Source organism: Nocardia arthritidis NBRC 100137 (assembly GCF_001612765.1).
In the GTDB taxonomy this organism is placed as follows: domain Bacteria; phylum Actinomycetota; class Actinomycetes; order Mycobacteriales; family Mycobacteriaceae; genus Nocardia; species Nocardia arthritidis.
This window is the reverse complement of the sequence record NZ_BDBB01000056.1, coordinates 17,209-43,119: the sequence shown is the minus strand read 5'-3', so window position 1 is coordinate 43,119 and position 25,911 is coordinate 17,209. Positions and strand designations below refer to the sequence as shown.

The following is a 25,911-nucleotide window of genomic DNA, read 5'->3' as shown; positions in this document are numbered from 1 at the left end:
GCAACTGCTGTGCACCGTCAGGCCCTTGGTCTGCGACGGCGAGGACATTCGCCCCTGTGCGGGCCTGGATTCCGCTGGTGCCATGGAAGGCGTATTCGAATCGAGAGTGGGGTTATACCGCGTGCCAGAGTTCGAACTATCGTGCCGCGATGATCGGCCGCCCCGGATCAGCGTCGATATCGGCCGGGACGAGGCGATGCGACTGGTGGCGAGTGCGCCCTTCGGGCGGATCGTGTTCACCCGCGATGCGTTGCCGGCCATTCGTCCGGTGAATCACCTGGTGGTCGATGGCAGCTCCATCGTCGTGCGCACTGCGCTCGGTTCGGGACTGGCTCGTTCGGTGCGCGGCGACCGATCGGTGGTGGTCGCCTACGAGGTGGACGACATCGACCCCATCGCGCGCTTGGGCTGGTCGGTGGTGGTCACGGGCTTGGCACGTCCCGTCACCGACCCCGAGTTGATCGCCGAATACACCCGGCGCCTTCGGCCCTGGGTGGATCAGGCCATGGACCGTGTGATCGCGATCGAACCGACATTGGTGATGGGGGTCGAACTGATCGCCCCCTCGGCCGAAGTGCGCGAGTGTCTCTCGACCGGCCGATGATGGCCGGACCGTCTGGCCGGACGATGAGGCGGCGCCGACACGAACGGTGAGTTCGACGCCACTCCCGAAGTTCGTCGCCGCCGCGCTGCTGCGAGGTCGGTGCCGGTTACGGCAGCGGAACTGCCCAGCGCAGCACGGTGCCGCCTTCGGGCCGGTTGATGATGCTGAAATTTCCGCCGGCGTTCTCGGCCCGCGCGGCTAGGTTCGCCAGTCCGCTGCGGCGTGAAATATCGTCCGGAACGCCCGCCCCGTCGTCTGTCACCTCGATGATGACGTCGTCCTTGACGTGCAATTCGACCGCCACGGTACTCGCGGCCGCATGCCGGACCACGTTGCTCAGCGCCTCCCGCAGGACGGCCTCGACATCGTCGGACAGTGGCGGCGCGAGCACGGAGACCGGCCCGGCGAGCCGGACGGTGGTCCGCAGTCCCGTGTCGGCGGTCATATCGACGACGATGCCGTGCAAATGTTTCCGGTACTTGGACGAATCCGCCGTCGTGTTGCTCTGCAGGTCGAAGATCGAATGGCGAATGTCCTGAACGATGCTTTGCACGTCGTCGATGGTTTCCATGAGCCGAGATTTGATTTCCGGCACCCGTGACCGCTGCGCCGTGCCCTGCAGGGCCAGACCCACCGCGAACAGCCGCTGGATCACGTGGTCGTGCAGGCCGCGAGCGATGCGGTCGCGGTCGGAGAGGACATCGAGTTCGCGCATCCGACGTTGGGTGTCGGCCAACTGGAGGGCAAGGGCCGCCTGATCGGCGAAGGCTGCCATCATGGTCTGCGTGGCGGAATCGAGCGGCGGCGCCGCCGCAGGCCGCAACGAGGCGAGCACGCCGATGACCGAGCCCCGCGCACGCAGCGGGAGAATCAAGGCAGGGCCCGTCTCCGGCGCCGTGTCGGCGAATGTGTCGGCGAGCCGCTCGTCGATCGAGACCGGTCGCCCTGTTCGAAATGCCCTGCCCACGTGTGATCCATCAACCGGTACGGGTCGATATTTCATCGCTTCCGAACTCGGCCCGGCGGCGGCGACGACGAGGAGTTCGGTCACTTCGTCGTGCGGGATATCGGGATCCTCGGGCAGCGCGAGGAAGGTGATCGCCGAGTCGGTCAGTCTCAGTGCGCGCTCGGCGACGAATTGCAACACTTCCTCGGGTTCGCCGCCGGCCAGTAGTTCGGTGGCTACGTCGCGTATGGCTTCGAGCCATTGTTGCCGGATTCTGGATTGTTCGTAGAGCCGGGCGTTTTCGATGGCGATACCCGCCGCGGCGGCCAATGCCTGGACCACGACCTCGTCGTCTTCGGTGAACTCTTGCCCGCCCGCCTTTTCGGTCAGGTAGAGATTGCCGAATACTTCCTCGCGCACTTTGACCGGGACACCGAGGAAGGTGTGCATGGGCGGGTGATGTGCCGGAAAGCCGACCGAGGCGGGGTGGTCGGCGATTCTCGTCAGTCGTAGCGGTTTGGGTTCTTCGATGAGGAGTCCGAGGACGCCGTGCCCGCGTGGGAGGTCGCCGATCATGACGCGAGTGCGGTCATCGATGCCCTCGTAGACGAACTCGGCGAGCTGGGTGCTGGTCTCGTCGGTTTCGCGGACACCGAGTGCGCCGTATTCGGCGTCGACGAGTTCGATGGCGCTGTGCACGATCGTGCGCAAGGTGTTGTCGAGGTCGAGTCCGGCGGTGATCACGAGCATGGCTTCGATGAGCCGGTCCATGCGGTCGCGGACGTCGACGATCTGTGCGATCCGGTCCTGTACCTCGATGAGCAGCTCACGCAGCCGCAGCTGCGATAGAGTCTCCGTCACCGAGGTCCGCCCGTTGGAACCGCGGGTGTGTGCCTGGCCCTCCATAGAGCGCATTCTCCCACGATCGCGCCGCCGGGTCCCCTCGTGGATGATCGTCGAGGACCGGCGCTCGCATCAGGACTGCTGTTGTGGCTGTCTCAGCTTCGTGGCGATTACCGCGGCTTGGGTGCGACGTTCGACGCCCAACTTGGTCAACAGTCGCGACACGTAATTCTTGACGGTCTTCTCCGCAAGGAACATGCGGCCCGCGATCTGCCGATTGGTCAGGCCTTCGCCGAGTAAGGCGAGCAGGGTGCGCTCCTGGTCCGTGAGAGCGGCGAGCGGTCCGGTCTTGGCCTCCGCTTCCGATCGGAGCTTGGCCATGAGCGCCGCAGCCGCCCGGTTGTCCAGCAGCGAGTTACCGGCGCCGACGGTGCGGATGGCGTCGATGAGCGCGAGGCTCTTGACGTCTTTGACCACGTATCCGCTGGCTCCGGCGAGGATGGCGTCGAGCATGGCCTGCTCGTCGGTGAAAGAGGTGAGGATCAGGCAACGGAGGTCCGGATCCGCCGAGAGGAGCTCGCGGCACAGCTCGATGCCGTTGCCGTCGGGCAGCCGCATGTCGAGCACGGCGACATCGGGGCGAAGGGCGGGTATGCGGGCCAGTGCCTGAGAGTAGCTGCCCGCTTCGCCGACGACCTCCAGATCCGGCTCGAGGTCGACGAGGTCGGCGACGCCGCGACGGACGATCTCGTGGTCGTCGACCAGAAACACCTTGACCATGAACAACCCCTTTCGTGACGTTGTTCAGGCTACGGACAATCCGTTCACCTCGCCTCGGAGTTGGACCTCGGATTGGTGACCGAGGTCCCTTGACAGGTGGAGCCGAGCGTATCCAACACAGACTGTGGCCAGATGAACTGATCTGATTGGTGCCCTTTCGTGCGGGACCGAGGTACAGCGAGTGGAAGGAAGGGGCGTGCACATCCGCCGGCGGATGTGTGAGAACTTCCTCGCCGAGAGCAAGGTCCCGATTGTTCGCGCGGCTCGAAGCGCCGGTGGATGTCCGAAACAGCTGTGCGACGGTGACTTCTGCCTCTGTGGAAGCCCAAGGGCGCGGTGAATGATGAGCGTATGGAACGAAGCGATCCGGCGAGCCGGGGGAGACAGTCGTGACAACCACCCGGTACCGGACACCACGGGGCGGCGCAGCGGCGGTGTGGAACGTGCGACGGAAGACGGAAGCCACGGGCCCGACCGATGGAGGAGACAACGTAGCCGGGTTGAATCGGTCGCTCGGTGGCGTCGGGCGGCTGCCTGCGCATGCCCGCGAGCTGCCGGCGAGTTCGCGTCGATCGGATGCGCTGGACGGCTCCGATGCGGATTGACCATGCGACATCGCATCGCCTCGAACAGCAGGATGACGCAGGGGATCACCCCGCGATTCTCCTGACAACCGCCGCCGCACACGCGTGCCGTGATGTGCCCACCGCGGCGCCCGGCGACACCGTCGAGCAGGTGCTCGCGCGAATCCGGGGCCGAAGATTTGCCAGCGTCGCGATTATCGCGGTCTGCGACGGCCCCCGATTGGCGGGCATCGTCGCCGTAGAGAACCTGTTGGCGGCGGATCCGCGATCCCTGATCGAGACGGTCATGGATGCCGACCCACCGACCGTGACGGGGCACGAGGACCAGGAGCGGGCGGTATGGCAAGCCTTGCGTCACAACGAAGCCGGGCTGGCCGTCGTGGATGCGGAGCGGCGCTGGCTCGGCGTCATTGCGCCGCAACGATTGTTGGCGGTGCTGCTGGAAGAGCACGACGAGGACATCGCACGCCTGTCCGGTTACTTGACCTCGACGCGGGGTGCGCGGAAAGCCAGCACCGAGCCCATCGGACGCCGCTTGTGGCACCGCCTCCCATGGCTGCTGGTAGGGCTTGTCGGCGCGATGTTCGCGGCCGGAATCATGGATGCCTTCCAGTCACAGCTGGAGAAGCAGGTCCTGGTCGCCTTTTTCATCCCCGGCATCGTCTATCTCGCCGACGCGGTGGGCACGCAAACCGAGGCACTGGTCATCCGAGGACTGTCCGTGGGCGTCGGCATTCGGAGGATCGTCTGGCGAGAAGCGGTGACCGGCTTGCTGATCGGCTGCCTGGTCGCGGGGTTGACCTTTCCGGTGACGGTCCTGTTCTGGCATGATGCCGCGGTCTCCACGGCGGTGTCCCTGTCGCTGTTCACCGCATGCTCGGCCGCGGCCGTGGTAGCGATGCTACTGCCCTGGTTGTTCGGCAAAGTCGGTGCCGACCCTGCCTTCGGTTCGGGGCCGCTGGCCACCATCGTGCAGGATCTGCTGTCGATTGTGGTGTACCTGGCCGTGAGTACGGTCGTGGTGGGGTGAACATGCAGTGGCCGCGCCCCGGCTGCACGGGGCGACTCAGCGGGGAGAACTCGCGGAACGCGCTACGGCGAGGCCGTCAGCGTGCATCACAGCCTCCCACCAGGTATTCAGCGGACTGGGATCGGGCCGGATGACCGCTTTTCGCGGCCCCCGCTCGCAACCATCGCGAGAAGTGCGCCGCACGTCCGCGATTATCGAGGCAGCGCAGACGGAACGTGGGGCTGTCTGCTGCCGAGAGCGAAGACAGCGGGCCGGCAGACAACGGAATCCATCGACCGAGGCCGGTGCCCGTGCCATTCCGCCCCAGCGAAGGGGCCCGAGGACTCTTTGCTGGTTCCCGACTCCCATGGAAGCTTATGAAATGGCTCGTCGAGGCCATTTCGAACGCATGGACGGATGGAGATTCACCGATGAAGGTCGCAGATGTACTCGCCACGGCGAAGGACTCCCTGACGGTGACGCGGGTGTACGCGGAGCCGGTCGAACGGGACGGAACCACGGTCATCGCGGCCGCCGCGATCTCCGGCGGCGGCGGTTCCGGTGAAGGCAGCGACAGCTCGGGACAGGAAGGGTCGGGCGGTGGTTTCGGCTTGGGAGCCAAACCGGTGGGTGCCTTCGTGGTCAAAGACGGCAAGGTGCGCTGGCAAGCTGCTGTCGACGTCAATCGGCTGGCGACGGTGATCGGCGTGGTCGCTGTGACCGCGCTCCTCGTCGGCGCTCGCATCGCGAAGCTTCAGGCGAGGTAGTATTCCGCGGCCGCTCGGCCGCCTCGCCCCGGCAAGGGGCAAATGCCGACGGTATGGGAGTTCACCGACCCCGTCTGTAGCACGCCCACCCGCGGGTGCTGTGGCCTTCGATGCGCGTGGTGACGACTGCGGCCGCCGGAATCGTCACCGCCGCAAGCGAATACCTCGCTCATCTGGGGATGAGGGCCACCGCACGGTAGCCGGGCGACTACGCCTCGGCGCGTGCGAGCAGTCGGTCCACCGCGGCCGGAATGGTTTGCGCGACAAGTGCGATATCGGGCGCGCCGTCGAAATCTCCTGTGATACCGCAGCTCAGCGTGCCGTGATAGCTGAGCATTGCGATGCCGATGCGCAGGCGCATCGCGATGGGGGCGAACGGGAAAATCTCGAGCACGTCGGCACCGAACATGCGCTGCGTCTGCGTCGGCCCCGGCACATTCGTTGCCAGGGCGGCGACACCGTGCTGCGGATAGCGCAGCGCCGTCTTCACCGCCCACGCCACCGGCGCGAACGGCACAAGCCCGGCCAAGCTGATCAGCGCCTGCCCCGCACCGGATTCTCCGCCGCTCTTGAGCGTGCCCATTCGCTCACGCACCATGGTCAGTTGCTCCACCGGATCGTCGAGGTCGACCGGGAGTACCGGCAACATCAGCGAGACCCGGTTGTCCAGCCGCCCGGATGCCCCCGCCGACCGCGTGGAGACAGGGGTGAGGATACGAACCGCGTCCGGTGCGGGTTGTTCGCCGCGCGCGAGCAGGACGGCGCGCAAGGCCGCGGTGACCGCCGCGAGCGCGACGTCGTTGACCGTGCCGCCGAATACCTCGCGAATCCGGTTGATCTCGTCGAGCCGAAGGCGAGCGACCGCGTAGCGGCGCTGTCGGCCGATCGGGCCGTTCAGCGACGAGCTGCCCCGCGGGTCGAGCACGTTCCAGATCAGCGGCGCCATGCCCCGCGCGGTGCGAACCACCGCGCGAGGCGCCCGCATCATCAATCCGGGGGTTCGCAGCGGCAACTCCAGCCCACTGCGGAGCAGACGCTGCCAGTCCGCCGGTGCGCCGGCTTCGCTTCGAGCCGACAGCGCGCCGGCTTCGCGCTCGGCGAGTGCGGCGTCGGCGGCCCCGGTCTGCGGATCACACAGGCTCTGCAACAAGGAGATTCCGGAGACACCGTCGACCATGCTGTGATGGGCGGACAGGATCGCCGCCCAACGGTCGCCTGCCAGTTGCTCGACGACGGTGAAGTGCCAGAGCGGGTGATCGCGGTCGAGCCGCCGTTCCAACGTGCTCGCCACCAGCTCCCACAGCGCTGCCTCGTCCTGTGGACGGGGCAGCGCCGCCCAGGTGAGGTGGTGTCCGAGATCGAAGTCGGGATCGGCGACCCAGGTCGGCGCGATGACATCCCAGCGACCGCGCCGCACCTTCTGGCGCATCCGGGTGTTCACTTCGATGCGCCGAGCGAGCCGACGCACGAGTTCGGCGCGATCCCCCGGTGCGCCTGCGAGAATCGCCACCGCGCCGATGCCTGCGCTCACGTGCTGGTCGGTGTCCTCGAGTTCCATGAACCCCGCGTCGAGAGGCCCCAGTTCACTCATCGGCTCTTCCCAGCAGACGGACGAGAAACAGGCCGGACACCGCGGCCATGGCGGCCGCCATGAGGAGCCCGCCGAAGACGCCGATCACCGCCACCAGCGCGGTCGCCTGGCCGGGCTGCCAGAGCGGGGTGGTGAACGCGGTGAAAGCCGTCAATCCGGCCAGCCAGGCCGCGGCGGTCGCCGCGATCCAGCGCGCCGCGCCGTGCACATGCGCGCGCAGGACGACCCACTGCGCCACTCCGATGGACAGCAGGATCACCAGTCCTCCCGCCACGAACGTGGCCACCTGCGGGGCCCGCGACCATCCGGACAGTCCGTCGGTGACGACGAACAACGCGCCCACCGACCAGGCGACGACCGCACCCAGGACCGTCGCCGCGACCCATCGGCGGCTCGAGAGTCCCGGCAGCGCCGGTCGCACCGCGCGAGCCTGGAACCATCCCAGCGTCGCGCCCTCTACCGCCCCCGCGACGAGCAGCGCGCCCGCGACGGGCAAACCTGCGCGATCCGCGACCAGTGCGCCCACCACCGCGGGCGTAAGGAAGCCGAGCAGTTCACCGACGGTCACCAGCCCGAACCATCTGCGCCACAGTTGCCTCCCCGACGAACTCGCCGCGATGTCGTCCGCGACCGCCTCGCCGGCGTGCGGTGGCCGCGAAAGGCACTGGTCAGGCCGGATCGTCCGGTCCTCGACATAGGTGTGGTGCGTCATGCCCTCGATGATCCGCCCGTCGCACGGCTTCCGTACAGGTCCGAAGGTCCTCGTCGCAACAGTCCTTGCGACCCGGGCAGTACGATCCAGCGTCGGTAAACCCCCTGGTGAGCAGCGACCCGAGCTGCTTGCTGAACTCTGCAATCAAAAGACATCGTCGGCTTCTCGACATCGATATCGCTCACCAGCGGTGAGGGTGGCCCGCCGCCCCAGCATTGGCGGCGCCGCTGGGCCGCGAATCCTCTGTGTCGTCACGACCCACCGTCCACAGCCGCCCGGCCGATCCGGCCGTGAGCGTGCGGGCCAGGCATCACCGCGACGACGGCGGCTCGGATTGGTCGCGGCCGCGGTCATCGAAATACCGGGTACTCGGTCCTTGCTCCTCGGGGCCTTCGGCCCTGTGCGCTGATCCGGGACGGTGGTGGTGTGTATGCCGACCGGTTCGATTGCGAAAAAGAGAGGCAGGCAACAGCATTGGCGCGGGACCTGACGCAACGCGAGATTCTGTCCGAACTGGAACCCATCGCCGAGGACTGCGTGCACCGGCACCTGTCGATGGCCAAGGACTGGCATCCGCACGATTACGTGCCCTGGGAGGAGGGGCGGAACTTCGCCATGCTCGGTGGCACGGACTGGTCTGCCGAGCAGTCCTCCCTCAGCGAGGTCGCGAAAGCCGCGATGATCACCAATCTGCTGACCGAGGACAATCTGCCTTCCTACCACCGCGAGATTTCCGAAAACTTCTCCCGCGACGGCGCCTGGGGCACCTGGGTCGGCCGCTGGACGGCCGAGGAGATGCGCCATAGCACGGTGATCCGCGACTACCTCGTGGTCACCCGCGGCGTGGACCCGGTTGCCCTCGAGAAGGCCCGGATGGTCCATATGGCCAACGGATTCTCTTCCGGTGCGGACGAAACCGATGTCGCGAGTGGCGCCGGGTTCTTGCACTCGGTCGCCTACGTCAGCTTCCAGGAACTGGCCACCCGGGTCACCCACCGCAACACGGGCCGGGTATGCGATGACCCGATCGCCGACCGCATGCTGCAGCGCATCGCCGCCGACGAGAACCTGCACATGATCTTCTACCGCACCATCTGCGGCGCCGCCCTGGACTTGGTGCCCGATCAGGCGATGGAGGCCATCGACACCATCGTCGAGAACTTCCGGATGCCCGGCGCGGGCATGCCCGAGTTCCGTCGCAACGGCGTGCTGATGGCCAAACACGGCGTCTACGACCTGCGCCAGCACCTGGAAGAAGTACTGCTCCCGGTGGTCAGGCAGTGGAACATCATGGATCGCAACGATTTCGGGGTACGTGGCGAACAGGCGCGCGAGCGGCTCGCCGCCTTCCTCGACGATATGCAACAGGTACGCGTCCCGCGCTTCGAACAACAGCGCGCCCGCGCCTTGGAGCGCGAACGCGCCCGCGCCGCGCAGTAGCGCCGGCCGAGAACACCACGGGTGGAAACCTACACAGTGCCGAGGGCGGGGTGTGATCGTCTCCGCCTTCGGCAGGCCCGGATTCCCTCGAAGCCGACTTTGCGGCAGAAGCCGACCGTCGTCGGCGGCAGCGAGCTTTCCTCACCGCCTACGCCTCAGCGGGATGAACCGTGCCGCCCCCCAGGACAGGCCGACGGTGACCGCCCAGCCGAGCGGCGGATCTACGGCTTCTTGGCGGAGATATAGGTGGCCGCGACGACCATCGCCGCGATGATGGCGGCGATTACGACTGCGGCGGTCGGCCAATCCATGATGGCTCCTTTCGTGGTCTCATACCTCAACTGTCGCCCGGCGCACATCGACGTTGTAGGGGAATTGGCCGTTCAGCCGGGGGCTTAAGGCCCTGGCCTCTTTGTGCCTATGCGCGGGCAGGCCGTCCTGCACGCGGCCGAAGTGCCGGTGATCATCGCCAGGTCCGCGAGTTGGCCACGACCCGTCCTGCAGCGCTGTCGGCACGGTCGATGAATCCTTGATCGGCCCCACCGATCCCAGCAGTCTGCGGTTGAGCGCGCCGAGCCCATGTGTGCCGACAACGAGCAGTCGCGCGGTCTGGGAACGATCGCTCAGCACCGGGATCGGGTACGCCTCCACCAGTTCGGTGCCGATATCGACTTCGGCGATCGGCGCCGATTCGGCGACGCCTATCGCACGGGCGGTTTCGAGCGCGTCGAGTCCACCTCGGCGGTAACTGTCGAAGTCGAACTGTCCGAGTTCGAAGCCCGATCCGAAGTCACCCAGGACACCGATCGCGTGGAGGAGGTGCAGTGGCACGTGATGGCGAGCCGCGTCGACCGAAGCCCAGCGTAGCGCCGCGAGCGCGACCGGGGAGCCGTCGACGCCGACGACGATCGGTGGATTGGTGTTGGCGGACATCTGTTACGGTCCTCCGTGAATGCCGCGGGCACCGGCTTACCGAAGAACCAGCGAGATACCGCGGGCGATTGATCCGGGCGGCCACGACGGTTCGATGGCGGCGCGGTGGGCGTCTGCTTCGATGCCGCGGCGGTGCGACCGGTGGTCGGCAAAGGCTACTGCGGTGCGGATGCAGTGGTGAGGTGCTCGGCGATGAGGATGCGGTGGGCTTGCTGGGCCGCGTCGGCCCGGCGTTGGTCATCGATGTCACTGCTCGGCAACTGCTCGAGTCCGCGGGCGAGAACCGCGATGGCGTCACCGAGCAGCAGCACCCGGTGCTCCAGTTCGTCGAGTCGTGCGGTGATCGGGTCGTCAGCCGCGACGCTGTCGCCGCCGGTCCCCCCGCGCAGCGCTGTGCGCAGACGTGTCGGCAGCGCCCCGGTGCCGATCTTCCCGGCGACGGCGTTGAGCTGTTCGCGCGCGGTGTGCAGGGGCGCTGTCAGTGCATCACTGAGGGACATGGCATCAGCGTCGTCCCAGCGGCTGTGGTCCGCCTAGAGTCCGATGGCCCCGCCTGGGCACTTCCTTTGGCCCCTGCCGGTTTGTGACGTGACGGTGCCGGCTCGCACCGAACCGTCCGTCAGTGGCGACGGTAAGGACTTTCCGGATCCGTCATCGCGGGTACGGCCTGGAAATGGCGATCTTCACGGTTCCCCGCGGCGATATGGGCATCGGGTTCGCCGCGAGAACACCGATGACCTCATTTCGCGCCGGACGCCGCGGTTGCCTGCGACCAATGGCCCTACCGTCGGTTCGCGGCATGTTGCGACGATTGAGTTCGAAGGAGGTCGACCCTTATGCACGCGAAGATAGGGGACTGGTTGATAGTCGAAGGTCGCAGCCTCGGCGGCGCGGTTCGGCATGGTCTTATCGAGGAAGTGCACGGCAGCGACGGAATGCCGCCTTACCTGGTGCACTGGACCGATACGGGACGTCGGGCACTCACCTTTCCCGGCCCCGACGCACACGTGGTCTCCCGCGATGAACTCCATGCGCAGGAGGAAATCGCGGAGGCGCATCTCTCCTCGAGGCATTATCGGTCGAGCCTGCCTGCGACGAAGTCCGCGGACACCTGAGGGTCCGCCTCAGTCACGCAGATCGCCGTAACGGGGCCACCGAGCAACAGTGAGCGGGTGGGTGGATCGACGAGCCAGGCCCCTCGGTCGGTTCGGGGGCCACGCCGTCCGGCATGGAAACGACAGAGGTCACCAACCGGGCAGGGGCGCGAGCAGCCGGATGGCAATCGCCGCGCCCTGCTCCGGTGTGCGGACGCCGCGAAATCCGTTGAGGTCGGTCGCGGTGAATCCTGGGCAGGCCGCGTTCATCAGGATGTTGGTGTCGCGTAGTTCCTTTCGGCGCCGTCCGCCCGCAGCTTCGCCACAGGGGCTTGAGCAGGTAGTACGACACTAATGTCAAGGTGCGACGGACCAGACGGCAAGAGGTATCCGGCCCTTCATCGGTGACTGCGGTCAGCTCGGGCCTGCCCCGCAGCTGTACGGGGCCGAGAATGTCACGGACGCGGTCCAGGTCCGCATCCATGAAATCCCGCGTCCAACGCGGCCGCGCCGCCCTCGAAGCCCAACTGCACGCCTGCTGCCGGATCAGCCAGCACCGCGCCGGCCACGTGCACGACTATCGACCACGGGGCGGAACCTGCGCCTGCGGGGCCACACCATCCGCAGACCAGTAGGCCGGTACACGGACTCGACAACGGCCACCGGCTACTCGCACCGCACGTCACCCCGGACCAGGCAAAAGTGCGGTGCGAGCCGCTCGTGCATCCCGATGTGGGAACACTCAGCTTGACTTCCCAAGCCTTCGACGTGCGGGACAAGTCGGGAGTCCGCGGCCGACGTCTCCGATCGTGATTTACTGGACGACAAGGTAATTCGACTGACAAGGAGCGTGTTCGATCCTTGTCGACTCGGTCGAACCACGTGATCTTCGCATTCGTCGCGGTGACCGCTCGCCGGGTTATCCGCGCCGGCTGACTACTGTGCCGGGTTGGGGTGCGCGGGTATGGCGTCGAGCATGGTGAACACCGCTTCCAGCTGGGTGCGGGCGGCGTCGATGCCGGCGGAGTCTCCCGCGAAGTGGTGCAGCAGCGCACGGTGAAAGATGCCGTCGAGCAGCACGTATGCAGCGCTTTGATCGAAACCGGGGGTGGTTCCGCGTAGCCGGCAGTAGCGCGTGACCACTCGCCAGATCATCTCTTCGCGCCGGACCTCGATGTCGAGGACATCGCCACGAAATGACTCGTCGAACAGAATCTGGTTGCGCAGGTCGTACCAGAGGCGGTGGATCTGCGCGTCGGTCACCAGCGTGCCGAAATAGGTGGCGGTGAAAGCGTTGCGCAGCTCATCGGCGTCCACCGAGGCCTCGACCACCTCGTCGTAGCGAGTCACGCAGACGGCCTCGAACAGCCGCACAGCGTGGGTGATCAGATCCAGTTTGCCGGAGAAGTAGTAGTGCAGGACGCCGTGCGAGTACTCGGAATTCTGCGCGATCTCCCGCAGGCTGGTGCGCGCGTACCCCAGTTCGGCCAGTGTGTGCAAGGTGGCCTGCGCGAGTTCGGTGCGCTTGGCTTGGAACTTGTCACGGGCGCGCTCTTCCACACGTGCACGGGCGTCAACGACTTGCGTCACGTGGCGAGTTCCTCTCCTTGTGCACCGTGAGCGGTTCTTTCCGAGTGTAGACGGCCACCATCGGCCAGATTTTGGACGACTGTCAAAAGATTTCTTGACAGTCGTCCAAACTCCGCCCTAATGTGGCGTGCAGCACAAGGCGACGCGGGTGTGAGCCGCGACTCAGCGGTGCTAATTCCAGCTGACCCGCCGCCGGGCGTTGCGGGCAGTTCCCAGGAAAGGAATCTCTGCATGGCAACCGACAAGCGCGTCGTCGTCTACGGGGCTTCGGGCTACACCGGTCGACTGATCTGCGAATATCTCCGCGAGTACAACATTCCGTTCGTGGCCGCAGGGCGTGACTACCGTCGGCTGAAGAGCGTGGTCGAGGCCGTCCCGGGCATCGACACTGTCGAGCACGACATCGTCGAGGTCGAGCACTCCAAGGCCGCGCTGGTGAACGCGTTCCAGGGTGCGGCCGTGGTGCTGAACACCGTCGGCCCGTTCGCGCGCTGGGGCCATCCCGTGGTCGAGGCGTGTTTGGCCATCGGCGCTCACTACACCGACACCAACGGCGAGCAGAATTGGATGATCGACGCCGAGCAGCGTTACGGGGCCGATTTCGCCGCACGGGGCTTGGTCCTGACCCCGGGGTTGGCGCAGATGTACAGCATCGGTGAGATCGCGGCGAACATCTGCCTGGAGACACCGGGGCTGGACACGCTGGATATCCAGGTGTTTTGGAAGGGCCACCCGACGGTTGCCTCGACCAACACGATCTTGACCAACGCCGCGTTCGCCGAGGCCTACTACCTGGAGCAGAACGAGTACGTGGCGTGGCCGGCCGACGAGGGCCTGTATCAGGTCGTGGTGCCCGGCCAGCACGAACTGGGGCTGGCGTTGCCGTGGGGCGGCACGTCGCATCCCGTGTGGTTCAAGAACGACCCGCGCGTAGCGAATGCGCGCGCCTTGGGTGGTGTGATCAACCGCCCGTTGATGCTGGGCGTGCCGCAGATGGTGACGGCGGCGCTGGAACAGATGGAGGGCAAGCCGGAGACGGAGAAGTACCAGATCATCGACGCGATCTCCGCTTCGATCCGTAGCGAAACACCGCCGCGGGAAAACCCTCGGATCAACACCTCTCTCGACTCGGTGTACGCCTCGGGTCCGCTGGGGCGGGTGCACTGCGTGATCCATGGCAACTGCAACTACAAGCAGACCGCGCTGCTCAACGCCTACGGTGCAGCCCATTTGCTCAAGGCGCCGCCGCGCGCGGTCGGGTTCGCCTCGAGTTGCCAGGCTTTCGGGCACCGGGAGCTGCTGGGGGTGCTGCGCGCCTTCGGTCTCGTGCTCGATCCCATCGTCACTGCTCACAGCTGAGGCCGACGATGCGACTTTCGGACTATCTCGACAAAGGGGTCTCGCTCGGGCGCGATGCGCCCTGCCTGACCGCCGGCGGTGTCACGCGCACCTACGGCGAGGTCTTCGACCACACCGTCGCGATCGCTGGCGCCCTGCAGCACACCGGAATCGCGGCCGGCGACCGCGTTGCGGTGTTATCGGCCAACGACCCGCTGGCGTTGACCTGTGTATTCGGCATCTCGCGGGCCGGGGCGGTGTGGTGCCCGGTCAATCCCCGCAATGAGGCCGAGGAGAATCGTCAGCTGTTCGAACTGTTCGGCTGCCGTTTGCTGTTCTTCCAGCGCGCGTTCGCCGATCTGGTCGCCCGCATCCGCGACCGGTTGCCGCAACTGCGGTGGCTGGTGTGCCTCGACGGCGAGGTCGAGGGCGCGGTGAGCTTCCAGGATTGGCTGACAGGCAACTCCGGCGATCTCGTTCCGAACCGTCACCCTGCCGAGGGACTGTGCATGCTCGCCGGTACCGGCGGAACCACCGGCCGCCCCAAGGGCGTGCGGTTGACCGAGAGCAACATGATGACCTCGACCGCGCTGGCACTGATGAGCTATCCGTTCGGTCACCGACCACGCTATCTGGCGTTGGCTCCGCTGACGCATTCCGCAGGGGTGCTGACCTTTCCCATCCTCAGCCTGGGCGGGCAGATCGTCATCATGTCCGCACCCGACATCGGTCAGTTCCTGACCCTGATCGAGCACCACCGCATCACGCACGCGTTCTTGCCGCCCACGGTGATCTACGGGGTGCTCGACCACCCCGACCTCGACGCCACCGATCTGTCCTCGTTGCGCTGCCTGTGGTATGGCGCCGCGCCCATGTCGCCGACCAGGCTCGAGGAAGCCTTGACCCGGATCGGGCCTGTACTCGGGCAACTCTTCGGTCAGACCGAGGCCCCGAACATGATCGCCGCCCTCGCCCCCGCCGATCACTTTCGCACCGACGGGTCGATCGCCACAGAGCGGCTCACCTCGGTCGGCCGTCCGACGCCGTTGACGACAGTGGCGATCATGGACGGCAACGGAACCCTGCTCGGGGCCGGGAAGCGCGGCGAGATCGTGATCCGAGGGCCGCTGGTGATGGACGGTTACCACGACAACCCGGCCGCCAGCGCCGAGGTAAGCACCCACGGCTGGCACCACACGGGCGACATCGGATATCTCGATGACGACAACTACCTCTACATCGTCGACCGCGCCAAGGACATGATCATCACCGGCGGCTTCAACGTGTACTCCGCCGAGGTCGAACAAGCCCTGCTGGCCCACCCTGCGGTCAAGGAAAGCGCCGTTATCGGCCTGCCGGACGAGAAGTGGGGTGAGCGCGTCACCGCCGCGGTTCAATTGCGGCCCGAACGAACGGTTTCCGTCGAGGAGCTCATCTCGTTCGTCAAGGCGAGAATCGGCAGCGTCAAAGCCCCCAAACAGCTCGAAATCTGGGACGACCTGCCCCGATCCAAGGTCGGCAAGATCTTGAAGAACGAAATACGCAGCGCAATGCGCACGAAAGTGCTCAACACGACCGAATGACGCCGTCGCCTCTCACGCGAACCGGGACTCGCGCGACGACTGTGCTGCCGCACCTGCGCCGGCCCACCGCGCCTGCGTATTCCTCCACTGCGATGCGACTGAGTGCGGCCCACGAACTCCAGTGGTTCCGGCGCCCTCGCGGCAAACAATCTCCTCTAGGAAAGGAACGAAAATGGCTGAGCTGAAAGACAAGCGCGTGTTCATCACGGGATCCGGTGCCGGGATCGGCAAAGCGATCGCCGCGCTGTTCGCCGAGCGCGGCGCTCGTGTGGTGGTCAGTGACATCGACGAAGAGTCCGCAGCCCTGGCCGCCGAACAGATCGGGGCCGCCGGGATCGCCAATTGTGACGTCACCGACGAGACCCAGGTACAGGCCGCGATCACCCGGGCCGTGGATGTACTCGGAGGTCTGGACGTCTTGATAAACAACGCGGGCATCGAGGTCTCCTCGCCACTGCTGCAGCAGTCGACCGACAGCTTCGATCGTATCTTCGCCGTCAACGTGCGCGGCCCGTTCCTGGCGATGAAAGCCGCCATCGAGCATCTCGTTGCGTCGAAGGGCAACATCGTCAATATCTCCTCGATCGCCGGGGTCGGAGGCAGTCCTCTGCTCGGCTCTTACTGCGCCACCAAGGCCGCCCTCATCCAGCTCACACGCGTCGCCGCAGTGGAGATGCGGACCTCCGGCGTCCGCGTCAACGCCGTCTGCCCAGGCTTCGCCGACACCAAGATGGTGGATCGGCTGATCCCGGATTTCGAGGCGGCGACCCACGTGCCGTTCGGCGACCTCGTCGCCGCCAAGCAAGGCCGGCTCGGCACGCCCGAAGACATCGCCGAACTCACCGCCTTCCTGGCCTCCGATCGGGCGTCCTGGATCACCGGCTCCCACTACATACTCGACGGAGGTCTCACCGCCTCGCTGGTCTGACAACGATTCCGCAAGCTTTCGCACATCCGCGGTGCCGCCACGATCATCCGCCGCGCCCCGGGGATCCGCTCGGCGATGATCGCGCCGTGGCGGGGCTCGGCCGGCTCGTGGCTGCCCTCGATGACCAGCGTGGCCTCCTTCAACTGGTGCAGCACGTCTACCGGCTCGAAGTCCGGCTCGGCCGCTGCGGCCAGTCGGTGGTTGGCCACCGTCGACAGGTGGGGCCCGGTCGTAGATCCGTTCCCGCAGCCGCCGCGCCACGTCGTCGCCGAACGGGCTCTGGCGCCGTGCAGCAGGCGGAGTTCTCGGACAGGGCCCAGCTCGAAGTCCGCCGGCACGTGCGCGGCAGCACGCTTCGCGCCCGGTCATAGGTCGTTCACCCACGATGACCGAGCAGGTCAGCGGATAGAGCGTCTCCGGGTACGCACGCAGTCGTAGTCGCCGCGCCGACAGAAGTCGAGCACACACGCCGACGCTGGGCCGCGCATGCTTGGAATCGGTGGATCCAATTCACTGGCCGGAACGCCGCTCTCGACGGGTCGGGCTGGGTCGGGGGTCCTCGAATGAAGGACCCTCGACCCTACCGCTCAGTGCGAAAGCCGCGTGGAATCGGAATGGCCGCGGAAACTCGTGCGGCTCCGTGACTGCCGCGCTGTGAGCGGCTACCGACTACCCCGCGGAACCAAGGTGGACTGCCGTGACTGGAGGATCGCATGAGCGCAGGCGGGCGTTCCCCGATCGTGGTGACAGTCGACCACCCACCCATCGGGCACGCGGCCGCTCTATGGTCGGCATGTCTCGCCGAGCGGCTATCGTGTCCTCTCCATATCGTCTACGTCACCACAGCAAGCACTGACTTATCACGCGTTGGTCCGAAGCGAATCGAGGTCGCGGCAAGACCACAGCAAAGTGCGATGGTCGTCGACAACGCCCTCGCCGCCGTGCGCCGTTGTCATCCCGAACTCGTCGTCACCGGCGGATTGATCGACGGACCAGCCGAAGAGGCATTGGCCAGCGTGGAAGAGGACGCCCGGATGGTCGTCCTCGGCCACCCGGAGGTGGGGGCGCTCGATGTGCTGGCGGCCACCTTCCACAGTGCAATGATCGCGGACCATGCGATCTGCCCGGTGATCGTCTGGCGAGGGCGGCACGACCAGCTTCCGGATAGACGACCGGTGATCCTCGCTGTGGCGGACGATAGCGGTGGTACCGGCGCTGCTTTCGCCGCCTTCCACTACGCCAGCCTATTCGGGGCATCGGTCTTGCCGTTGTACGTCAGGCCGGAACAACCCGCCGCCACGACTCTCACAGAGCCGGTTCCGGCCGCGCCCGCTGACCGTGAGCGGGGCTCACTCGACGCGGACGTGGCCGCGGCACAAGAAGCCTTTCCCGATGTCACCGCGGCTGTTTCCGCTGAGATATCGGATGCGGCGTTGAGCGAACGCGTGCTCGGTGCGCAACTGGTGGTCACCGGAGCCGATGGACACGCGCCGGTCTCCGCAATACGCGGTTTCGGCACGGATCTCTTCCGCCACAGCCGGTGCCCCGTCATGATCTGCCCATCACGGACGCCTCCGGTCGGTCTCGGCGCGAATCCGCTTGCCCGACCTGCTCCACCGATCCCCGGCGTGCGGGTTCGCGCGCTCACGCCCGATGACCGGGAAGCGGTCGCGACCTTGCATCGGCAGATGTCGGCGCACGATGCGCGTCTCCGATTCTTCAGCGCCCTCCCGAAGCACATCGAGGCATTCGCCGAACAGCTGTGCTTGCACGACTCCACGCACTTGGCGCTCGGTGCTTTCGATGGTGAGCACCTGTTGGGGGTCGCCAACTACGTGGTCACCGACGCCACGCCCGGACATGTCGCCGCGGAGATCGCCCTGGCGGTGGCCGCCCACGACCAGCGTCACGGCCTCGGCACGTTGCTCGTCCGGCGGCTTGGGACGGCCGCTTACCTTCGCGGAGTCGAACGCCTCACCGCCGATATCCTGACGGAGAACACCCTTATGCTCGCGATCATCACCGAACAGGGTTGGAAGGACGCGCTGCAATACGCCGGAGCCACCACTCACTTCGACCTCGAGCTAGACGCCCACAGGCAGGATCAGCCTGCACGAATCGGCTGAACGAGGGTGGAGCGCGGCGGCCCTGGGCAGCGCCGCGTTGAGCAACCGAGGAGTCCGGCCCAGCCACAGCCCGACAGCACACCCCCAGCGGAGCGGATGCTGCGCCAGCCGCGTGCGACGGACCTACGGCTTCCTGGCGGATAGATAGGTGGTCGCGATGACCATGGCCGCGATGATGGCGGCGATTACGACTGCGGCGGTCGGCCAATCCATGAGAGCTCCTTCGTGATCTGTGACTTCGACTATCGTCCCGAGGCGCATCGAAGTTGTAGAGGAGTTGGCTATTCATCCGGGGGCTTAAGGCCCCTACTGGTGCGGTCGGCGCGGCGTCGGGGGTCAGGGTCGATCGCGGAACCCGCTGCCATGCCGCTCTCGTGCTCTGCTCCAGAACACTGGGAAGCCGAGGCGCCGTGTTCGGTGCGGCGACGCACGAGAAGCAGCGCCGCCACGGCCACGGCGATCGGTAGGAAGCTGACGGTCAGCATGGTGAGCCGAAGGGCATCCGCGAAGTCCACATCGAGCCGCAGCCCAGCCGCTTGCCGCAGCAGGTGGGGGTCGTAACCAGCGCTGCCCGGACTGTGCGCCACCGCGCTGCGCGCGGCGTCGACCGCCCGCTCGGCGGTGGTGGCCGACAGTGCGCGTGAGTGCGCGTCCGCCAGCCATTCCCGCCGGAAGAAGATGTTCAGCAGCAGGAGGTAAACGGTGGGTCCCAAGGCATAGCCGGTCATCCCGGAGGCCAGCTGAACGGAAGCGACCGTACCGGAATGTCCGGGCGGTGCTTCCGACAGCACCATTTCGGACACCGAAGTCGAGGTGACCAGTGCGCCGAGATTGCACAACCACGTGGCCAGCACCAGCAACCACAGCGCCATTGTAGGACTCGCCGTTCCCGCCATCAGCAGTCCGCTCGCGGAGAGCAGCGACAGCCCGGCGATCAACACCGGTCGTGGGCTGTAGACGCCCACCAGGCGCCCGGCCACGGTTACGGCGCCCGCGATGAGCAGTGTGCCGGGCAGATACAGCGTGCCGATGGCCTCCGGCGACAGTGACAGCACCTTGCCCCCGAACTGCCCGAGCGCGACTCCGAATCCGGCGGACAGGAAGTTGAGGGTGAGCGCCGCCGCCAGAGCGACACTGAACGTCGGGCTGCGGAACAGCGTCAAGTCCAAGGCGGGTTCGGGTGTACGTCGTTCATGAAGCACGAACGCGGTCGCCGCCACCCCACCGAACGCAAGCGGTAGCAGTGTTTCCGGCCGGGAAACGCCTTTCTGTGCGGCGGCGATGCCGATGACGATGCCGAGCAGCGCCGAACCGATCAAAGCCACGCCGATCACGTCGAGCCGGGAGCGCTGCCGGCCGGATGACTCCGGCACGTAGACGGCGGTCAGCCACAGCGCGAGCAACGACAGCGATGGGGTGACCAAGAACAGCGATCGCCAGCCGACAGCGGTCACCATCCAGCCCGTGAGCGCCGGGATCACACCGCACAGGATCATTTCCACCGCCATGAAGACACCGATGGTGGTCGGGCGCTTCTGCTCCGGTACCGATGTCTTCAGCAGGGCCAGCGGCACACCGAGCAGCGCTGTCATCCCGAGACCGGCGAGTACACGCATCGCGAAGAGGTATCCGTAGCCGGGTGAGAGCAGGGAGAGCAGGTCGGCGACCGTCACGATGCTCAGACCGATCATCAACAGCCGCTTGAGCCCGTAGGCATCTCCGAGATTGCCTGCGGCGAGGACGGCGGCGGCCATCACCAGGGTCGCCGTTCCGCCGAGCAAACCGGCGAGTTGCGGCGGCACACTCAGGTCCCGGCTCACTTGCGGCAGGTTCAAGCTGAGCACGAGGGGGTCCAGTACGGTGATCGTGAAGGCGAGGGCGAGGGCGAGTACGACCAGCAGGCCGTGGCTGGTTGCCGCGTTCGCCGGATCGGCGTGTGGTGCCGGTTGCGGTTCCGGACTCACTTCGCGTGCCGTGATCGAGCGGTGGCGGTACCGGCGTCGCGGCTCAGGACCGGTCACGGTCGTCGGGAGAGTTGCCGGTCGCGGGCGTGGGCCAGCAGCACCGCGATCTCGGTCGTGATGCTCGAGGACATCGTCTCGATGTCGGGGGTCGTGTCGTAGTCACCGGTGATGCCGAAAGTCAGCCGGTCGAGGTAGCTGAGGATCGCGATCGTCGTGCGCACCCGCATGGCGATCGGGATGCAGGGCCACAACTCGATCACTTTCCGGCCGCCGAGAGTCAGACGGTGCCGCGGACCGGGAATGTTGGTCGCCAGTGCGACGACGCCGCGCTGAGGAAAGGAGACCGCCAGCCGGAACACTTCGGCCACGATCCCGAACGGCAGCCGCCGGGAGAATGAGAGCACCGATCTCTCGGCATCGGCTTCACCCCGGGCTCGGTGCATCCCGATCTGTTCGTGGACGGCGATCAGACGCTCCACGGGCTGGTCGAGTTCGATCGGCAGATGAGCGATCACCGCGGAGACGCGGTTGTCGAGCACCTGTTTCGCCTCCGTCGTTCGTGTCGAGACCGGTACGACGATGCGCAGTTCGGTGGGGGTGGGATGTTCGCCGCGGCTGAGCAGCAATCGTCGGTAGGCGGCGGCGATGGCAGCCACCGCGACATCGTTGACGGTGACATCGAAAGCCGTCGCTATCTCCCGCACCTGCGGGAGCATGGTTCGCGCCACCGTGTAACGCCGCTGACGCCCGATAGGGCCGTTGAGTGAGGACTCGCTTGCCGGCGCGATCGCCGCGTACAACACCGGCGCCAAAGTGCGCACGGTCGCCACGGCGGAACGCGGGATGGCCACAGGTGCCCGAATCGCTCTTTTCAAGAGTTTCAGCATCCCCGCGCCCGAACGTTTTCCATTCGGCCTGCGGTGCTCGCCGACGTCGATAGCGGTGGGGTCGCAGAAGCTTTCGAGCAGTGTGAGCTCGGAGATGCCGTCGACCATGGTGTGGTGGGCTTTGAGGATCATCACCCAGCGGTCGTCGGTCAACTGGTCGACCACGACCACTTCCCACAGCGGATGGTCACGATCCAGCCGTTCGGTCAGTTCGGTCGCTATCAGCTCCTGTAACTCCCGCTCGCCACCCGGGGCCGGTAACGCGGTCCACCGAATGTGATGGTGCAGATCGAAATCCGGGTCTTCCTCCCACACCGGAGCTTTGACGTCCCACGGCACGCGCCGGACCCGTTGTCGCAGCCGTGCGTGCCGCTCCAGTCCGCGATCCAGCCAGCCGCGCAGTTCGTCCCTGGACGGCGACGGACCCTCGACGATCGCCACCGTACCGATACCGAGGCTGACCCGGCGGTCGGTGTCTTCCATCTCCATGAAGCCCGTGTCCAGCGGGCCCAATTCGGTCATCGCGAACCTGTCCCCGGCAGCGTCTCAGGCTGCTGTCTGTTTGCTGGAACTACAAAAATCCTCTCGTGGACACGACACTTCGAGTGAGATGCCAATGTCACCGGCACAGGTGACGTTGGGCTCCTTCCCGCTCATCGAGCGCCACGGTCGGCAATGCCACGCCGCCATCCGGCTCGACAGCGGTAACCTGGCAGAACTGGCGATCCGCTCGCGACGGATGCTCGACAGCGCCGGCCTGGAGAGCTCTATCGTGGGTCATGCGCTGCATCCCCAACTGGCACGCGTGATCGGTTTTCGGTGGCCCGGCGCGGCCCGAGCCTTGGAATACCCAGCAGTGCCCGCAGTCCGGCGGGCAACTGAGCGTGCAGTTCCTCCAATGCCGCGAGGTGGCCGGTGCGGCGCAGCTCCAAGAGCCGGTCGGCGGTGTGGGCGCCGACGGCCGGGATCGCCATCAGTCCTTAGTCGGTCGAGGGTGCCGATGTCCACGGGATACCCGGCGACGGACCGAGCGGCCTTCTCGCAGGAACGCACCCGGTAGGGGTCACCACCTGATGTGGCGATCATCTCCGCCATATCCGACGTGCCTGGGCAGCGAGATCATTTGAACGCATGGCGACCTCCCGCCAGCCGGTCAGGGCATGCTGGATCCGATGATCCGAGCGTGCGCCGAGTGGCCCCGGCGATAGGGGCATCGGGTCCACCGTGAGAACAACAAATGGCCTCACATGACGCCGAGCGCAGCGTCGACCAGCGACCAATGGCCCTACCCTCGGTGTGCGGCAGATTGCACGATGAGTCGGGCGGGGGAACGGAGGAGGTCGCTCGCATGCACGCGAAGGTAAGGGACGCGCTGATAGTAGAAGGCCGCAATCTCGGCGGCGCGATCCGGCACGATCCCATCGAGGAAGTGCACAGCACCGACGGAACGCCGCCCTACCTCGCGCACTGGACCGATACCGGCCATCGAGCACTCACCTGTCCCGGGCCGGACGCACATGTAGTCACCCCGACTGCGTGCGCAGGCAGAAATCGCGGAGGCGCATCTGTCCCCCAGGCACTGTCGGGCGAGCCGACCTGCCGCGAGGCCCGCGGGCGCTCATGTAGGACAGTCCGAGCTACAAGGTGAATTATGGCGGAGAACATAACCTCACCGTGCGAACAATGCGGCCGACCCACCGTCGTCGCCGTCGACGGTTCCGCTTTCTCCTACCATGCGGTGGCATGGGCGGCGGCGGACGCGGCGCTGTACCGGCGCGGACTGCGCATCGTGGCTTCCGTGCGGACCGGCTTCGGTCCGGGCTCTTGGTCGACCGACACCGACGCAGTGCGGCGACGGAACGGGGAGCGAATACTCGCCAAGTCCCGCGATATAGCTCGCAAAGCCGCGCCCGACGAGACACTGACAGTGGAAACCGAACTGATCGACGATCCGATCGTGGCGTACCTGACAGATCGTTCGCGATTGTCGCGAATGGTGGTCTTCGGCCACCGTGGTCTCGGGGCCTTCACCCGCCGGTTGCCCGGGTCGGTGAGCACAGCCGTGATCAAGAACGCCCACTGCCCGGTCGCCGTCGTTCGCTCCGCCCCCGCTACGGATGCGGAGTCCGCGGGTATGCCGGTCCTCGTCGGAGTGAAAGGAACACGCGACTGCGGATCAGCGGTGCGACTGGCGTTCGACGAGGCATCGCGTCGCGAGGTGGAGTTGATCGCGTTGCACGCATGGAGCGATACGCGCGGAACCAATCTCATTCCCTCCTGGGAGGCTGTGCGGGAGCTGGAAGACGCGGCGTTGGCAGAGAATCTCGCGGGATTCGGCGAGCGATATCCGGAGGTACCGGTACGGCGAATTCTGGCGCACGACAGCCCGGTTCGCTGTCTGACGGACGAAGCGCGCAGCGCGCAGTTGCTGGTAGTGGGTAGCTGTGGCCGCAAGGGCGCGACCGGAATTCTGCACCGTTCCGTCACGTCGGCGCTGGTGAATTCGGTGGAATGCCCGGTCATCGTCGCGCGTGAGCCCTGACCGTCGTGGTGGGCCTACCCCGCGGTGGCGTCCCCGTGGCCTACGAAGTCGCACGGGCGCTGGACGCGCCCCTCACTCCGGAGGAGGAGGTCGATCGGGCAAGGGTTTCGATATCCCGCTGCTGTGCACTTCCGGCGGTGCGGACGCCGACGCTGCTGATCGTGGGTGGGCACGACTATTCGGTGCTGGAGCTCAATCGTTCGGCGGCACAGGAGATGTCGTGTGAAACCGCGCTCACGGTGGTGCCCGGTGCCACGCACTTGTTCGCCGAACCGGGCGCATTGGAAAAGGCCGCCGAACTCGCGCGTGACTGGCTGGTGGCTCAACTGTCGCCCGCACCGGCGGTCGACAGGGCACCGGACGCACGGAGACGCGACCATGACCTCGATTCGGGTTCTTTCCGGCAACGCCGATCCGCAACTGGCAACCGCTATCGCCGACTTGCCGGACGTCGCGTCCGCCGACTGCGCGATCGAGCGGCTTCCCGATGGTGAAGTCCGACCGATCGCCGACCGAGTCCGGGACGACGACGTCTATGTCGCGCAGCCGACTTCGCCGCCGGTGAACGACCACCTCGTCGAACTTCTGCTGCTGCTCGACGCCCGCCGAGGCGGGGCCGCCCGGGTGACCGCGGCCACGCACGGCCACCACCTCGGTGAAGTGGGCGGCGCGGCGCGGCGAAGGCGGAACGGCGGCGGCCGCCAGGAGCGGGGACAAGTTACCCGGATGTGGGTGTCATCGGTGAGGGTGTGCCTACTCCGTCGGATGGGGTCGGCTCGGCAGGGCCGGCCGATGTCTGCTGAGCGCGGAAACCCAGGGTGGCGGAGGCGGCGGATTCACGGGCGAAGAAGGCTCCGATATCGCCGATTGCACTCATCAGCGGTGCGGGGAACACGACAGTGGTGTTCTTGTCCACTCCCAGTTCGACCAAGGTCTGTAGGTTGCGCAATTGCAGGGCGAGCGGGTGCGCCGTCATCGTGTCGGAGGCAGCGCCCAGCGCAGCCGCGGCGAGCGATTCTCCCTCGGCGGCGATGATCTTCGCTCGCTTCTCGCGTTCGGCTTCGGCTTGCCGGGCCATCGCGCGTTGCATGCTTTCGGGCAGTTGGATGTCCTTGAGCTCGACCAGCGTGACTTCGACTCCCCATGCCGAGGTGGTGGCATCCAGGATCTGCCGGATATCGGCGTTGATGACGTCGGTCTCGGCGAGCGCCTGGTCGAGGGTGTGCTGGCCGACCACTTTCCGGAGTGTGGTCTGGGCGATCTGACCGATCGCCGCGTAGACGTTTTCGATCGCGACCACCGACTTCTCGGCATCGACCACCCGGAAGTAGGCCACCGCGGAGATGTCGACGCTGACGTTGTCACGGGTGATGATTCCCTGCGATTGAATCGGGAGGGTGATGATGCGCATCGACACGAGCCGCAACCGGTCGACGACGGGGATGATGAATCTCAGCCCGGGCTCTCTGACCGCGATGACTCGTCCCAGGCGAAAAAGGACGCCTTTCTCGTACTGGGTCACCACTCGAATAGACAGCGCTCCGGAGATCAGCGCCAATACGGCGACAACAACGATACCGGCGACGACGTTCACGACGCCTCCTTCACAGATATGAATCAGTATCTGACCCAGGATGCGAGTTTGCGCAG

Annotated in this window: 23 protein-coding genes and 1 pseudogene; 13 read left to right on the top strand and 11 right to left on the bottom strand. The window is 66.4% G+C overall.

The window, feature by feature from the left end:
* The first annotated feature begins 121 nt into the window (after positions 1-121).
* Positions 122-604 carry a pyridoxamine 5'-phosphate oxidase family protein gene (locus NA8_RS29325; RefSeq protein WP_501193539.1) on the top strand — a complete coding sequence of 161 codons (483 nt, stop codon included), beginning with the start codon at positions 122-124 and terminating at the stop codon, positions 602-604.
* Positions 605-710: 106 nt separating this feature from the next.
* Here the strand turns inward: NA8_RS29325 and NA8_RS29320 are convergent, their stop codons facing one another.
* Positions 711-2,456, bottom strand: coding sequence for a sensor histidine kinase (locus NA8_RS29320; RefSeq protein WP_063053558.1), 1,746 nt, complete (start codon positions 2,454-2,456; stop codon positions 711-713).
* Between the two features lie 69 nt (positions 2,457-2,525).
* The gene (locus tag NA8_RS29315) at positions 2,526-3,173 is read right to left on the bottom strand and encodes a response regulator (protein WP_063053563.1); all 648 of its coding nucleotides are present in this window, start codon (positions 3,171-3,173) and stop codon (positions 2,526-2,528) included.
* A 576-nt stretch (positions 3,174-3,749) separates the two neighbouring features.
* Here NA8_RS29315 and NA8_RS29310 point away from each other — a divergent pair.
* The gene (locus NA8_RS29310) at positions 3,750-4,787 is read left to right on the top strand and encodes a magnesium transporter (protein ID WP_245664053.1); all 1,038 of its coding nucleotides are present in this window, start codon (positions 3,750-3,752) and stop codon (positions 4,785-4,787) included.
* A 356-nt stretch (positions 4,788-5,143) separates the two neighbouring features.
* The gene (locus NA8_RS29305) at positions 5,144-5,533 is read left to right on the top strand and encodes a spore germination protein GerW family protein (protein WP_245664052.1); all 390 of its coding nucleotides are present in this window, start codon (positions 5,144-5,146) and stop codon (positions 5,531-5,533) included.
* Positions 5,534-5,741: 208 nt separating this feature from the next.
* On the opposite strand, the gene NA8_RS29300 is transcribed toward NA8_RS29305, so the two are convergent.
* Positions 5,742-7,124: a wax ester/triacylglycerol synthase family O-acyltransferase gene (locus NA8_RS29300; protein WP_063053556.1), complete on the bottom strand. Its 1,383-nt coding sequence runs from the start codon at positions 7,122-7,124 to the stop codon at positions 5,742-5,744.
* Positions 7,117-7,836: a hypothetical protein gene (locus NA8_RS29295; RefSeq protein ID WP_245664051.1), complete on the bottom strand. Its 720-nt coding sequence runs from the start codon at positions 7,834-7,836 to the stop codon at positions 7,117-7,119. Before NA8_RS29295 ends, NA8_RS29300 begins: the two co-directional genes overlap by 8 nt.
* Positions 7,837-8,310: 474 nt before the next feature.
* Here NA8_RS29295 and NA8_RS29290 point away from each other — a divergent pair, with 474 nt between their 5' ends.
* Positions 8,311-9,276 carry an acyl-ACP desaturase gene (locus NA8_RS29290; RefSeq protein ID WP_063053555.1) on the top strand — a complete coding sequence of 322 codons (966 nt, stop codon included), beginning with the start codon at positions 8,311-8,313 and terminating at the stop codon, positions 9,274-9,276.
* A 330-nt stretch (positions 9,277-9,606) separates the two neighbouring features.
* On the opposite strand, the gene NA8_RS29285 is transcribed toward NA8_RS29290, so the two are convergent.
* On the bottom strand, positions 9,607-10,209 hold the full coding sequence (locus NA8_RS29285; RefSeq protein ID WP_063053554.1) for a universal stress protein: 603 nt from the start codon (positions 10,207-10,209) through the stop codon (positions 9,607-9,609).
* Between the two features lie 155 nt (positions 10,210-10,364).
* A complete protein-coding gene (locus NA8_RS29280; RefSeq protein ID WP_063053553.1) occupies positions 10,365-10,709 on the bottom strand; it encodes a hypothetical protein in 345 nt (114 codons plus the stop codon).
* Positions 10,710-11,045: 336 nt separating this feature from the next.
* On the opposite strand from NA8_RS29280, the gene NA8_RS29275 reads away from it, so the two are divergent.
* Positions 11,046-11,324, top strand: coding sequence for a DUF1918 domain-containing protein (locus tag NA8_RS29275; protein ID WP_063053552.1), 279 nt, complete (start codon positions 11,046-11,048; stop codon positions 11,322-11,324).
* A gap of 915 nt (positions 11,325-12,239) precedes the next feature.
* Here NA8_RS29275 and NA8_RS29270 read toward each other — a convergent pair.
* Entirely contained in the window at positions 12,240-12,893 is a 654-nt protein-coding gene (locus NA8_RS29270; protein ID WP_063053551.1) for a TetR/AcrR family transcriptional regulator, read from the bottom strand.
* 231 nt (positions 12,894-13,124) lie between these two features.
* Between NA8_RS29270 and NA8_RS29265 the strand changes: the two genes are divergently transcribed.
* The 3 genes from NA8_RS29265 to NA8_RS29255 all read left to right on the top strand — a co-directional run bounded on the left by NA8_RS29265 (position 13,125) and on the right by NA8_RS29255 (position 16,742).
* Complete coding sequence (locus tag NA8_RS29265) at positions 13,125-14,252, top strand: DUF5938 domain-containing protein (protein ID WP_063053550.1); 1,128 nt, start codon at positions 13,125-13,127, stop codon at positions 14,250-14,252.
* 8 nt (positions 14,253-14,260) lie between these two features.
* Positions 14,261-15,814, top strand: coding sequence for an acyl-CoA synthetase (locus tag NA8_RS29260; RefSeq protein WP_063053549.1), 1,554 nt, complete (start codon positions 14,261-14,263; stop codon positions 15,812-15,814).
* Positions 15,815-15,986: 172 nt separating this feature from the next.
* Positions 15,987-16,742, top strand: coding sequence for an SDR family NAD(P)-dependent oxidoreductase (locus NA8_RS29255; protein WP_063053548.1), 756 nt, complete (start codon positions 15,987-15,989; stop codon positions 16,740-16,742).
* On the opposite strand, the gene NA8_RS34595 is transcribed toward NA8_RS29255, so the two are convergent.
* Positions 16,703-16,951, bottom strand: coding sequence for a hypothetical protein (locus tag NA8_RS34595; protein WP_174550155.1), 249 nt, complete (start codon positions 16,949-16,951; stop codon positions 16,703-16,705). The genes NA8_RS29255 and NA8_RS34595 overlap by 40 nt on opposite strands.
* Before the next feature lie 504 nt (positions 16,952-17,455).
* On the opposite strand from NA8_RS34595, the gene NA8_RS29245 reads away from it, so the two are divergent.
* Positions 17,456-18,868, top strand: a complete 1,413-nt coding sequence (locus tag NA8_RS29245; RefSeq protein WP_063053546.1) for a GNAT family N-acetyltransferase — start codon at positions 17,456-17,458, stop codon at positions 18,866-18,868.
* A 281-nt stretch (positions 18,869-19,149) separates the two neighbouring features.
* Here NA8_RS29245 and NA8_RS29240 read toward each other — a convergent pair whose 3' ends face one another.
* Both NA8_RS29240 and NA8_RS29235 read right to left on the bottom strand, forming a co-directional pair.
* Positions 19,150-20,769 carry an MFS transporter gene (locus NA8_RS29240; RefSeq protein WP_084467174.1) on the bottom strand — a complete coding sequence of 540 codons (1,620 nt, stop codon included), beginning with the start codon at positions 20,767-20,769 and terminating at the stop codon, positions 19,150-19,152.
* Between the two features lie 116 nt (positions 20,770-20,885).
* Positions 20,886-22,241 carry a wax ester/triacylglycerol synthase family O-acyltransferase gene (locus NA8_RS29235; RefSeq protein ID WP_063053545.1) on the bottom strand — a complete coding sequence of 452 codons (1,356 nt, stop codon included), beginning with the start codon at positions 22,239-22,241 and terminating at the stop codon, positions 20,886-20,888.
* A 715-nt stretch (positions 22,242-22,956) separates the two neighbouring features.
* Here NA8_RS29235 and NA8_RS33255 point away from each other — a divergent pair.
* The 4 genes and pseudogenes from NA8_RS33255 to NA8_RS35840 all read left to right on the top strand — a co-directional run.
* Complete coding sequence (locus NA8_RS33255; RefSeq protein WP_369690275.1) at positions 22,957-23,367, top strand: DUF1918 domain-containing protein; 411 nt, start codon at positions 22,957-22,959, stop codon at positions 23,365-23,367.
* Between the two features lie 3 nt (positions 23,368-23,370).
* Positions 23,371-24,261: a universal stress protein gene (locus NA8_RS29230; protein WP_063053544.1), complete on the top strand. Its 891-nt coding sequence runs from the start codon at positions 23,371-23,373 to the stop codon at positions 24,259-24,261.
* A 35-nt stretch (positions 24,262-24,296) separates the two neighbouring features.
* The gene (locus NA8_RS35960) at positions 24,297-24,755 is read left to right on the top strand and encodes a dienelactone hydrolase family protein (RefSeq protein ID WP_439957432.1); all 459 of its coding nucleotides are present in this window, start codon (positions 24,297-24,299) and stop codon (positions 24,753-24,755) included.
* Positions 24,703-24,834: pseudogene (locus NA8_RS35840) on the top strand (ribose-phosphate pyrophosphokinase-like domain-containing protein); the annotation flags it as partial. The gene NA8_RS35960 and the pseudogene NA8_RS35840, both read left to right, overlap by 53 nt.
* A gap of 145 nt (positions 24,835-24,979) precedes the next feature.
* Here NA8_RS35840 and NA8_RS29220 read toward each other — a convergent pair.
* Positions 24,980-25,855 carry a slipin family protein gene (locus tag NA8_RS29220; RefSeq protein WP_063053542.1) on the bottom strand — a complete coding sequence of 292 codons (876 nt, stop codon included), beginning with the start codon at positions 25,853-25,855 and terminating at the stop codon, positions 24,980-24,982.
* Between the last annotated feature and the right edge of the window lie 56 nt (positions 25,856-25,911).

Coding starts and splice junctions, on each gene's coding strand:
- NA8_RS29320 (WP_063053558.1), bottom strand. CDS start 2,456: ATGGAGGGCCAGGCACACACCCGCGGTTCCAACGGGCGGACCTCGGTG.
- NA8_RS29230 (WP_063053544.1), top strand. CDS start 23,371: ATGGCGGAGAACATAACCTCACCGTGCGAACAATGCGGCCGACCCACC.
- NA8_RS29280 (WP_063053553.1), bottom strand. CDS start 10,709: ATGTCCCTCAGTGATGCACTGACAGCGCCCCTGCACACCGCGCGCGAA.
- NA8_RS29245 (WP_063053546.1), top strand. CDS start 17,456: ATGAGCGCAGGCGGGCGTTCCCCGATCGTGGTGACAGTCGACCACCCA.
- NA8_RS29295 (WP_245664051.1), bottom strand. CDS start 7,836: ATGACGCACCACACCTATGTCGAGGACCGGACGATCCGGCCTGACCAG.
- NA8_RS29315 (WP_063053563.1), bottom strand. CDS start 3,173: ATGGTCAAGGTGTTTCTGGTCGACGACCACGAGATCGTCCGTCGCGGC.
- NA8_RS29275 (WP_063053552.1), top strand. CDS start 11,046: ATGCACGCGAAGATAGGGGACTGGTTGATAGTCGAAGGTCGCAGCCTC.
- NA8_RS29255 (WP_063053548.1), top strand. CDS start 15,987: ATGGCTGAGCTGAAAGACAAGCGCGTGTTCATCACGGGATCCGGTGCC.
- NA8_RS33255 (WP_369690275.1), top strand. CDS start 22,957: ATGGCCTCACATGACGCCGAGCGCAGCGTCGACCAGCGACCAATGGCC.
- NA8_RS29260 (WP_063053549.1), top strand. CDS start 14,261: ATGCGACTTTCGGACTATCTCGACAAAGGGGTCTCGCTCGGGCGCGAT.
- NA8_RS29300 (WP_063053556.1), bottom strand. CDS start 7,124: ATGAGTGAACTGGGGCCTCTCGACGCGGGGTTCATGGAACTCGAGGAC.
- NA8_RS29285 (WP_063053554.1), bottom strand. CDS start 10,209: ATGTCCGCCAACACCAATCCACCGATCGTCGTCGGCGTCGACGGCTCC.
- NA8_RS29310 (WP_245664053.1), top strand. CDS start 3,750: ATGCGCTGGACGGCTCCGATGCGGATTGACCATGCGACATCGCATCGC.
- NA8_RS29265 (WP_063053550.1), top strand. CDS start 13,125: ATGGCAACCGACAAGCGCGTCGTCGTCTACGGGGCTTCGGGCTACACC.
- NA8_RS29235 (WP_063053545.1), bottom strand. CDS start 22,241: ATGACCGAATTGGGCCCGCTGGACACGGGCTTCATGGAGATGGAAGAC.
- NA8_RS29305 (WP_245664052.1), top strand. CDS start 5,144: ATGAAATGGCTCGTCGAGGCCATTTCGAACGCATGGACGGATGGAGAT.